This window comes from Rhizobacter sp. P3_C12 (assembly GCF_056402735.1).
On sequence record NZ_JBFUGW010000217.1, the window covers coordinates 1 to 10719 of the forward strand.

At 69.1% G+C, this 10719-nt stretch carries 9 protein-coding genes; 4 read left to right on the forward strand and 5 right to left on the reverse strand.

The window, feature by feature from the left end; translation table 11 throughout:
- A partial coding sequence (locus AC1DXV_RS25435) for a winged helix-turn-helix domain-containing protein (RefSeq protein WP_477936165.1) occupies nucleotides 1-2400 on the reverse strand: 2400 nt, incomplete at its 3' end.
- A 13-nt stretch (nucleotides 2401-2413) separates the two neighbouring features.
- On the reverse strand, nucleotides 2414-3937 hold the full coding sequence (locus AC1DXV_RS25440) for a fumarate hydratase (protein WP_477936167.1): 1524 nt from the start codon (nucleotides 3935-3937) through the stop codon (nucleotides 2414-2416).
- A gap of 100 nt (nucleotides 3938-4037) precedes the next feature.
- Between AC1DXV_RS25440 and nhaA the strand changes: the two genes are divergently transcribed.
- Nucleotides 4038-5213, forward strand: a complete 1176-nt coding sequence (gene nhaA, locus AC1DXV_RS25445) for a Na+/H+ antiporter NhaA (protein ID WP_477936169.1) — start codon at nucleotides 4038-4040, stop codon at nucleotides 5211-5213.
- On the opposite strand, the gene AC1DXV_RS25450 is transcribed toward nhaA, so the two are convergent.
- Entirely contained in the window at nucleotides 5207-5809 is a 603-nt protein-coding gene (locus AC1DXV_RS25450) for a YqhA family protein (protein ID WP_477936171.1), read from the reverse strand. The two genes, nhaA and AC1DXV_RS25450, sit on opposite strands and share 7 nt — an antisense overlap.
- A gap of 140 nt (nucleotides 5810-5949) precedes the next feature.
- Between AC1DXV_RS25450 and acs the strand changes: the two genes are divergently transcribed.
- Complete coding sequence (acs, locus tag AC1DXV_RS25455) at nucleotides 5950-7920, forward strand: acetate--CoA ligase (protein WP_477936173.1); 1971 nt, start codon at nucleotides 5950-5952, stop codon at nucleotides 7918-7920.
- Between the two features lie 67 nt (nucleotides 7921-7987).
- Here the strand turns inward: acs and AC1DXV_RS25460 are convergent, their stop codons facing one another.
- Nucleotides 7988-8296 carry a c-type cytochrome gene (locus AC1DXV_RS25460; RefSeq protein ID WP_477870521.1) on the reverse strand — a complete coding sequence of 103 codons (309 nt, stop codon included), beginning with the start codon at nucleotides 8294-8296 and terminating at the stop codon, nucleotides 7988-7990.
- 103 nt (nucleotides 8297-8399) lie between these two features.
- Between AC1DXV_RS25460 and AC1DXV_RS25465 the strand changes: the two genes are divergently transcribed.
- Nucleotides 8400-8657, forward strand: coding sequence for a TIGR04438 family Trp-rich protein (locus AC1DXV_RS25465; RefSeq protein WP_477870519.1), 258 nt, complete (start codon nucleotides 8400-8402; stop codon nucleotides 8655-8657).
- A gap of 49 nt (nucleotides 8658-8706) precedes the next feature.
- Here the strand turns inward: AC1DXV_RS25465 and ilvD are convergent, their stop codons facing one another.
- Nucleotides 8707-10389, reverse strand: coding sequence for a dihydroxy-acid dehydratase (gene ilvD / locus AC1DXV_RS25470; protein WP_477936175.1), 1683 nt, complete (start codon nucleotides 10387-10389; stop codon nucleotides 8707-8709).
- A gap of 100 nt (nucleotides 10390-10489) precedes the next feature.
- Here ilvD and AC1DXV_RS25475 point away from each other — a divergent pair.
- Nucleotides 10490-10719, forward strand: a 230-nt coding sequence (locus tag AC1DXV_RS25475; RefSeq protein ID WP_477936177.1) for a LysR family transcriptional regulator, incomplete at its 3' end; no start/stop codon positions are given.

A 10719-nucleotide genomic window follows, 5' to 3' on the forward strand; every position in this document is an offset into this window, starting at 1 on the left:
GTCCAGCCAGTTCGCCAGCGCCGCCTGCGCCCCGGCGCCCAGCACCATGCCGCCATGCGCCAGCGTCGCCAGCGCGCGCGGGCCGGCGAGCAGCGCCGAGCCGATCCAGCCGTCGCTCGCACAGCGCAGCGCAGCGGCCTCGACCTGCTGCGCCGCCTCGCGCTGCCGGCCCAGCCGCACCAGCGCCGCCGCGAGACGCAGCCTGCCTTCGGTGAGCAGCCCGTACCACTCGAGCGCATCGGGCGTCTGCAGCGCCGCCTGCCAGCACTCGACCACCTGCGGCCAGCGCCCGGCCAGCTCGGCCGCGAAGGCCGGCAGCGCCAGCTCGCGGGCCCGCTGCGCGATGCGCGTCGAGGCCAGCAGGTCCGGCGCGCCCAGCGTTGCCACCAGGGCGCGGGCGCGCTCCGCATCGTCGGCGATCATCGCCAGCCGCAGCGCCTGGAACTGCATGTTGCGGCGCAGCTTCTCGCGGCGCGCGCTCGGCGGCTCCTGCTCAGGGTCGGCCAGCAGGTGGGCGGCGGCCTGGCGCATCGCGTCGATGTCGCCGCGCAGCGCGTGCAGCATGCCGCCCGCCAGCGCCAGCATCGTGCGCACATTGCGCGGGCCGCCGAGCCAGCGCGACTCCTCGTCGGCACGTTGCAGCCGCTCGGCCGCGCGCACCGCATCGCCGTGCCACAGTGCGATCAGCCCGTGCAGCAGCCAGGCGATCGCGCTCATCGCGGTCGGGTGCTCGGGCGCCAGCCGCAGCGCGCGTTCGACGAACTCGGTCAGGGCCGGGGCGATGCCGGGCAGCGTCACATCGCGCGGGTTGGGCGTCGCCTGGTACCACAGGCCGATGTCGCTGCAATCGGCCAGCAGCGTGTTGCGCCGCGCCATGTAGCCGGCGGACGGCCCGACCGGCCCGTAGTCGCCGGCATGCCACAGGCTGGCGGTCAGCGTCGTGACCTCGGCTTCGAGCGGCAAGGCCTGCGTGCGCAGCTCGGCGAGCAGCGCGGCCGCGTCGTCGCGCTGGTCGACCTGGCACAGGCTGAGCGCCACGTAGGCCCGCGCCCGCTGCGCCTGGTCTGCCCGGCCTTGCTGCTCGGCCAGGCGCAGCGCCTGCTGGAAGTGCCCGGCCATCGCGACGAAATCCCAGCGCGCCCACGCGGCCAGCCCCTGCAGCAGCATCAGCGGCGACGAGCGCTCTCGCCACGCGGCCGGAAACTGCGCCAGCAGCCGCTGCGTCTGCGTCAGCAGGCCGTCGGTGAGCCAGCCGCGGGCGACGGCATTCAGCGCCGCCTCGGCGGCCGCCCAGTCGCCGGCACGCTGCAGGTAGCCGATGCGGCGTGCGGCGTCGGGCTCGGTCTCGGCGGCGCGATGCAGCAAGCCGGCGAGCGCGTCGGGAGATTCGTGGCGCAGCCGGTCTTCGAGGAAGTCGCGGAACAGGTCGTGCAGGCGCAGCGTCAGCTGCGGCCCGTCGAGCACGGTGACGAACAGGCCGCGGCGTTCGATGTCGTCCAGCCAGCCGGCGGCCTGCGGGTCACCGGTCAGCGCGCTGCAGCGCCCGGCTTCCAGCTCGGCGAGCACCGAGGTCTGCAGCAGGAAGCGGCGCAGCCCGTCCGGCATGTCGGCCAGCACCTCGCTCGCGAGGTAGTCGAACAGGTGGCGCTGGCCGAGTGCCGCCGGCGTGCGGGTGCCGGCCAGCGTCGCCGCATCGAGGCTCAGCCGGATGCCGGCCGGCCAGCCCTGCAGGCGCTCGACCAGCGATTGCACCAACCCGGCATCGGCACCCCGCCGGGCGGCGAGCGAGCGCACCTCGTCGTCGGCAAAACCCAGCTCGGCCTGGCGCAGCTCGAGCAGCTCGCCCTGCGCGCGCAGCCGGGCCAGCGACAGCGGCGGATCGGTGCGGCTCGCGAGCAGCACGGTCCAGCGGGCCGGCAGCTGCTCCAGCAGCAGGTCGAGCAGCTCGAAGATGCGCGCATCGGCGATGCGGTGCGCATCGTCCAGCACGATCAGGCCGTGCTCTTGTCCTGGCAGCAGGTCGGCACCGCCCAAGGCGCTCAGCAGTTCATCGGCGATGCGGCGCAGCCCGCGTGGCTGCTGCCCGAGCGTGGTCAATGCCTGCGGCGAGATGCGCCATGGCAGATCGTGCGGTTCCAGCGCGGCGACCAGGCAGGCGATGAAGCGCGCCAGGTCGTCGTCATCGTCGGCGGCGATCCAGGCGACCGCGGTGTCCTGCCGCGAGGCCAGCAGCTGCCCCAGCAGCGCCGTCTTGCCGAAGCCGGCCGGCGCGCACAGCAGCATCAGCCGCGCCTGGCCGAGGGCGGCGGCGAGGCGCCCTTCGAGCTGCGGCCGATCCAGGTGCTCGCCGCGCGGCCGCGGCGCCTGGATCTTCGTCAGCGCGAAGGGCAGGGCGTGCACGTCAGCCCATGGCTCAGGAGACCGCGACGGGGATCTTGCCGATCTTCGCCTGCCACTCCTTCGGGCCGGTCGTGTGCACCGAGGTGCCCTCGGAATCGACCGCCACCGTCACCGGCATGTCGCTGATCTCGAACTCGTAGATCGCTTCCATGCCCAGGTCGGCGAAGCCCACCACCTCGGCCTTGCGGATCGCCTTCGAGACCAGGTAGGCCGCGCCGCCCACCGCCATCAGGTAGGCCGATTTGTGCTTCTTGATCGCATCGATGCCGGTCGGGCCGCGCTCGGCCTTGCCGATCATGCCGATCAGCCCGGTCTGCGCGAGCATCATCTCGGTGAACTTGTCCATGCGGGTCGCGGTGGTGGGGCCGGCCGGGCCCATCACCTCGTCGCGCACCGGATCGACCGGGCCGACGTAGTAGATGACGCGGTTGGTGAAGTCGACGGGCAGCTTCTCGCCCTTGGCGAGCATGTCTTGAATGCGCTTGTGCGCGGCATCGCGGCCGGTCAACATCTTGCCGTTCAGCAGCAGCGTTTCGCCCGGCTTCCAGCTCGCCACCTCTTCGCGCGTCAGCGTGTCGAGGTTGACGCGGCGGCTCTTGTTGTAGTCGGGAGCCCACTTCACGTCGGGCCACAGGTCGAGGCTGGGCGCCTCGAGGAAGGCCGGGCCGGAGCCGTCCAGCACGAAGTGCGCATGGCGCGTGGCGGCGCAGTTCGGGATCATCGCGACCGGCTTGCTGGCCGCGTGCGTCGGGTAGGTGGCGATCTTCACGTCGAGCACGGTGGTCAGCCCGCCCAGGCCCTGCGCGCCGATGCCGAGCGCATTGATCTTGTCGCACAGCTCGATGCGCAGCTCCTCGAGCTTGTTCTGCGGGCCGCGCGCCTTCAGCTCGTACATGTCGATGTCCTGCATCAGCGACTCTTTCGCGAGCAGCATCGCCTTCTCGGCCGTGCCGCCGATGCCGATGCCCAGCATGCCCGGCGGGCACCAGCCGGCGCCCATCGTCGGCACCGTCTTCAGCACCCAGTCGACCAGGCTGTCGCTCGGGTTCATCATCACGAACTTGCTCTTGTTCTCGCTGCCGCCGCCCTTGGCCGCGATCTGGATGTCGACCGTGTTGCCCGGCACCAGGCTCATGTGGATCACCGCCGGCGTGTTGTCCTTGGTGTTCTTGCGCTCGAAGTGCGGGTCGGCCACGATGCTCGCACGCAGCTTGTTCTCGGGGTCGAGGTAGCCGCGGCGCACGCCTTCGTTGACGGCGTCTTCCACGCCGGCCGGGAAGCCCTCGAAGCGCACGTCCATGCCGATCTTCATGAAGACGTTGACGATGCCGGTGTCCTGGCAGATCGGGCGGCGGCCTTCGGCGCACATCTTCGAGTTGGTCAGGATCTGCGCGATCGCATCCTTCGCGGCCGGGCCCTGCTCGGCTTCGTACGCCCGCGCCAGGTGCGCGATGTAGTCGGCCGGGTGGTAGTAGCTGATGTATTGGAGTGCGGCGGCGACGCTGTCAACCAGGTCGGTGTAGCGGATCGAGGTCATGTGGCTATCCCGGAAAGTGGGCGGAACTGCTGAACTGCGGAACAATCCCCGGCGAGCGGGCTGGGCTTGAGCCGCGAATTTTACTGACAGGGGAGAACTCATGCTGAATGGCATCCGGCGCTTCATCGCGTCCGAATCGGCGGGCGGCGTCGTGCTGGCGCTGGCCGCCATGATCGCGCTGATCGTCAGCAACTCGCCGTGGCACGAGGCCTACCAGCGTTTCGTCGACCTGCCGGGCGAGCTGCGCATCGGCGGCGACCTGCTGGTGCTGGCCAAGCCGCTGCTGCTGTGGGTCAACGACCTGTGGATGGCGGTGTTCTTCTTCCTGGTCGGGCTCGAGATCAAGCGCGAGATGCTGGCCGGCGAACTGGCCTCGGCCCGGCAGGCGCTGCTGCCGGCCGGCGCGGCGGTTGGCGGCATGGCGGTGCCGGCGCTGATCTACGCGGGCATCAACCTGGGCGACCCGGTCGCGCTGCACGGCTGGGCGATCCCCGCGGCCACCGACATCGCGTTCGCGCTCGGCATCCTGATGCTGCTGGGCTCGCGCGTGCCGGCCTCGCTGAAGGTCTTCCTGACGGCGGTGGCGATCATCGACGACCTGGGCGCGATCGTCGTGATCGCGCTGTTCTACACCGCCGACGTGTCGCTCGCGATGCTGGGCGCGGCGCTGGCCGGCGGCGTCGTGCTGTTCCTGCTGAACCGCGCCCGGGTGATGAGCGTCGGGCCGTACGTCATCGTCGGGCTGGTGATCTGGGTGTGCGTGCTGAAATCGGGCGTGCATGCGACGCTGGCCGGCGTGGCGACGGCGCTGGCGATTCCGCTGCGGGGCGGCGACGAGGGCCATTCGCCGCTCGAGACCACCGAGCATGCGCTGCACCCCTGGGTCGCGTTCGCGGTGCTGCCGATGTTCGCGTTCGCCAATGCCGGCGTGTCGCTGCAGGGCGTCACGTTCGGCACGCTCGCGCAGACGGTGCCGCTGGGCATCGCCGGCGGGCTGGTGCTGGGCAAGGCGATCGGCGTGTTCGGTGCCGCCTGGCTGCTGATCCGGCTGGCCGGGGCCGAGCTGCCGGCCGGCGCCAGCACGCGGCAGTTCTTCGGCGTCTGCGTGCTGTGCGGTGTCGGCTTCACGATGAGCCTGTTCATCGGCGCGCTGGCCTTCGAGGGCCGCGGCGGCGACTACGAGACGCAGGTCAAGCTCGGCGTGCTGTGCGGCTCGCTGATCGCCGGCATCGCCGGCACCTTGCTGCTGCTGGGCGGTGCGCGCCGGCCTCAGTGATTCGAGGGGGTGTGCGGCAGCAGGCGGTCGGTGATCGCGATCGCCATCGCCGACAGCAGGAAGGCGCAGTGGATCACCGTCTGCGCGATCAGCACCCGGTCGCTCAGCGCATCGGCGTTGATGAAGGTCTTCAGCAGGTGGATCGACGAGATGCCGATGATGGCGGTCGCGAGCTTCACTTTCAGCACCGAGGCGTTGACGTGGCTCAGCCACTCCGGCTGGTCGGGGTGGCCTTCGAGGTTCATGCGCGACACGAAGGTCTCGTAGCCGCCGACGATCACCATGATCAGCAGGTTGGAGATCATCACCACGTCGATCAGGCCGAGCACGACCARCATGATGGTCGTCTCGGTCAGCTTGGTGCCCTTGGCGGCATCGCCGCTGACGCCGACCGCGGTGAACACCGCCTGCAGCGCCGTCTGGCTGCCGAAGGCCGCTTCGACCAGGTGCACCAGCTCGACCCAGAAGTGGAACACGTAGACCGCCTGCGCGACGATCAGCCCGAGGTACAGCGGCAGCTGCAGCCAACGGCTCATGAAGATGAGGTTGGGCAAGGGGCGCAGCTTGCTGTTGCTGTGGTCGGGGATCTGGGTCATGGGGTGTGCAGGGATAGTCCGGTTGCCTGAAATTGTAGTGGGCGCACCATCGGTGAAGACCCGGGCGCCTGCGTCAGTCGTTCGTAAGAGCAGCTGTCTATGGTGCGTGCAGAATTCGCAAACCGCTGAAGGAGACAAGCATGAGTTCGAGCGAGCACAAGGTCTACGCCCCCCCCGCGGCCTTGGCCAAGGCCGCCCATGTGTCCGGCATGGCCGCCTACGACAAGCTGTGCGCCGAGGCCGAGGCCGACTACGAAGGCTACTGGGCCCGCCTCGCGCGCGAGGTGGTGAGCTGGAAGACGCCGTTCACGAAGACGCTCGACAGCAGCCAGGCGCCGTTCTTCAAGTGGTTCGAGGACGGCACGCTGAACGTCTCGTACAACTGCCTGGACAAGCAGGTCGAGGCCGGCCTCGGCGACAAGACCGCGATCATCTTCGAGGCCGATGACGGTCAGGTGACGCGCGTCAGCTACCGCGACCTGCTCGCGAAGACCTGCCGCATGGCCAATGCGCTGAAGTCGCAGGGCGTCAAGAAGGGCGACCGCGTCGTCATCTACATGTCGATGTCGGTCGAGGGCGTGGTCGCGATGCAGGCCTGCGCGCGCATCGGCGCCACCCACTCGGTGGTGTTCGGCGGCTTCTCGGCGCAGAGCCTGCGCGACCGCATCGAGGATGCCGGCGCGGTGATGGTGATCACCGCCGACGAGCAGCTGCGCGGCGGCAAGCAGCTGCCGCTGAAGGCGATCGTCGACGACGCGATCGCGCTCGGCGGCTGCGACAGCGTCAAGAGCGTCATCGTCTACCAGCGCACCGGCGGCCAGATCGCATTCGATGCGTCGCGCGACCGCTGGATGCACGAGTTGACGGCCGCGCAGCCGGTCACCTGCGAACCCGAATGGGTCGGCGCCGAGCACCCGCTGTTCCTGCTGTACACCTCGGGCTCCACCGGCAAGCCCAAGGGCGTGCAGCACTCGACCGGCGGCTACCTGCTGCATGCGGCGCTGACGACGAAGTGGACCTTCGACCTGAAGCCCGACGACATCTTCTGGTGCACCGCCGACATCGGCTGGGTCACCGGCCACACCTACATCGCCTACGGGCCGCTCGCGCTGGGCGGCACCGAGATCGTGTTCGAGGGCGTGCCCACGTACCCCGACGCCGGCCGCTTCTGGCGCATGATCCAGGACCACAAGGTCAGCGTGTTCTACACCGCGCCGACGGCGATCCGCTCGCTGATCAAGGCGGCCGAGAGCAACGCAGCGGTGCACCCGCGCAACTACGACCTGGGTTCGCTGCGCATCCTCGGCTCGGTCGGCGAGCCGATCAACCCTGCGGCCTGGGAGTGGTACCACGAGCACATCGGCGGCGGCCGCTGCCCGATCGTCGACACCTTCTGGCAGACCGAGACCGGCGGCCACATGATCACGCCGCTGCCGGGCGCGACGCCGCTGGTGCCGGGCTCGTGCACGCTGCCGTTCCCCGGCATCATCGCCGCCGTGGTCGACGAGACCGGCAAGGACGTGCCGAACGGGCAGGGCGGCATCCTGGTCGTCAAGAAGCCGTGGCCATCGATGATCCGCACCATCTACGGCGACCCGGAGCGCTTCAAGAAGAGCTACTACCCGGCCGACTTCCAGGGCAAGTACTACCTGGCCGGCGACGGTGCGATCCGCGACGAGAAGACCGGCTATTTCACGATCACCGGCCGCATCGACGACGTGCTGAACGTCAGCGGGCACCGCATGGGCACGATGGAGATCGAGTCGGCGCTGGTGGGCTTCACCGAACTGGTCGCCGAAGCGGCGGTGGTCGGTCGCCCGGACGACACGACCGGCGAGGCGATCTGCGCGTTCGTCGTGCTGAAGCGCCCGCGCCCGAGCGGTGACGAAGCCAAGGCGATCGCGAAGCAGTTGCGCGACTGGGTCGGCAAGGAGATCGGCCCGATCGCGAAGCCGAAGGACATCCGCTTCGGCGACAACCTGCCGAAGACGCGCTCCGGCAAGATCATGCGCAGGCTGCTGCGCTCGGTGGCCAAGGGCGAGGCGGTGACGCAGGACACGAGCACGCTGGAGAACCCCGCGATCCTCGAGCAGCTCGGCCAGGCCTATTGAAGGCGGATCCGAGTCCCAAAAGAAAAGCCCCGCAGTGCGGGGCTTTTTGTCGATCGGCTGACGCCGATCACTTCAAGCTCAGGATCCACGTGACCAACTGCTTGGCTTCGGCGTCGGACACCTGCGTGTTCGCGGGCATCGGGACCGCGCCCCACGCGCCGGCGCCGCCCTTGATCACCTTCTGTGCCAGCTTGTCGACGGCGTCCTTCTGGCCGGCGTACTTCGCGGCGACATCCTTGTAGGACGGGCCGACCAGCTTCTTGTCGATGGCGTGGCAGGCCATGCAATTCTTCTTCTGCGCCAGCTCCGGGTTGGCGAAAGCCGGTGCGGCTGCCAGGGCGGAGAGGGCAACGATCAGCGAGAGCAGCGACTTCATGATTTCCTTCCGAAGGGGTGGGATACTGGAAACTCAACGAATTCTACGTGGCATGGTTGACCGTTGCCTCGCGTAGGACAAGGCAAAAGATCGAGGGACGCTCATGTATTTCGTCGTTTTGGGGGTGCTGCTGCTGGTGATGAAACTGGCCGAAGTGGGCCCGGCAGCCGAGTGGGGATGGATCGCGATCCTGTGGCCCTTCGGTGCGGCCATTGCCTGGTGGATCTTTGCCGATGCGACCGGCTACACCAAGCGCAAGGAAGTCGAGAAGATGGACGAGCGCGTCGCCAAGCGCCGCGAAGAGAGCCTGGCCAAGCTCGGCATGGACAAGCGCGGCCGCCGCAAGAAGCGCAAAGTCTGACGCCGCGCAAGTCGCCCCGCAGGGCAACTTGCCGGATCACCACCGTCGATCAGTTGTCCAGCACCGCCCCCTGGCTCGCGCTCGCGGCATTCTTGAAGAACTTCGCCATCACGCCGCGCGTGTAGCGCGGCTTCGGCGGCGTCCAGGCGGCACGGCGCTGCGCCAGCACCTCGTCGCTGACGTTCAACTGCAGCGTCAGCGTGTGGGCGTCGATCGTGATCGAGTCGCCTTCGTGCACCAGCGCGATGGTGCCGCCGGCGTAGGCCTCGGGCGCGACGTGCCCCACCACCATGCCCCAGGTGCCGCCGGAGAAGCGGCCGTCGGTGACCAGGCCGACCGATTCGCCCAGGCCCTGGCCGATCAGCGCGCCGGTCGGTGCCAGCATCTCGGGCATGCCCGGTCCGCCCTTCGGGCCGAGGTAGCGCAGCACCATCACGTCGCCGGCGACGATCTTGCGCGCCATGATCGCAGCCAGCGCCGACTGCTCGTCGTCGAACACCCGCGCCGGCCCGGTGATCACCGGGTTCTTCAGGCCGGTGATCTTCGCGACGCAGCCCTCGGGCGACAGGTTGCCCTTCAGGATCGCGAGGTGGCCCTCGGCGTACATCGGGTTGTCGATGGTGCGGATCACGTCCTGGTCGGCGCGCGGCACATCGGGAATGTCGGCCAGGTTCTCGGCCACCGTCTTGCCGGTGATCGTCATGCAGTCGCCGTGCAGCAGGCCGGCCTTCAGCAGCACCTTCATCACCTGCGGGATGCCGCCGGCACGGTGCAGGTCGACCGCCAGGTACCGGCCCGAGGGCTTCAGGTCGCACAGCACCGGCACCTTGCGGCGCACGCGCTCGAAGTCGTCGATGGTCCAGTCGACGCCGGCCGCATGCGCGATCGCGAGGAAGTGCAGCACCGCATTGGTCGAGCCGCCGGTGGCCATGATCACCGCCACCGCGTTCTCGATCGACTTCTTCGTGACGATGTCGCGCGGCTTCAGGTCGGCCTTCACCGCCTCGACCAGCACGCGCGCCGCCGCCTTCGCGGTGTTGGCGGTCTCGTCGTGCGGGTTGGCCATCGTGCTGCTGAAGGGCAGGGCCATGCCCAGCGCCTCGAACGACGAACTCATCGTGTTGGCGGTGTACATGCCGCCGCACGAGCCGCTGCCGGGGATCGCGCGGCGCTCGATCTCGCAGAAGTCTTCCTCGCTCATGTTGCCGGCGCTGAACTGGCCGACCGCCTCGAACACGCTGACGATGTTCAGGTCCTGGCCCTTGTAGCGCCCCGGCAGGATGGTGCCCCCGTAGACGTAGATCGCCGGCACGTTGGCGCGCAGCATGCCCATCATGCCGCCGGGCATGTTCTTGTCGCAGCCGCCGACCACCAGCACGCCGTCCATCCACTGGCCGCCGACGCAGGTCTCGATGCAATCGGCGATCACCTCGCGCGACACCAGGCTGTACTTCATGCCCTCGGTGCCCATCGCCATGCCGTCGCTGATGGTCGGCGTGCCGAAGATCTGCGCATTGCCGCCGGCTTCCTCGATGCCGGCCACCGCGGCGTCGGCCAGCTTCTGCAGGCCGGAGTTGCACGGCGTGATCGTCGAATGGCCGTTGGCCACGCCGATCATCGGCTTCTTGAAGTCGCCTTCCTGGTAGCCGAGCGCGTAGTACATCGAACGGTTCGGCGCGCGTGCGACGCCTTCGGTGATGTTCTTCGAACGGCGGTTGACGGGGCTGCTCATCGGGGTGTCTCCTGGCGGATGCTCGGGGGGAGCGTGAGTATCGATCGCGTGCAGAATGTCGTCCAATATATCCAGCGTGGTGGATTGATATGTCTTGTGTATGAGTGACGAGCTTCGCGTCGAGCTGCGCGCCTGGCGGCAGTTCCTGGTGCTGGCCGAGACGCTGCACTTCGGCCGCGCAGCGCAGCAGCTCAACATGACGCAGCCGCCGCTGACGCTCGCGATCCGGCAGATCGAGGCCCGGCTCGGCACCGCGCTGTTCGACCGCACGCGGCGGCGCGTCGCGTTGACGCCCGCCGGCGAGGCGCTGGTGTCGCCGGTGCGCCAGCT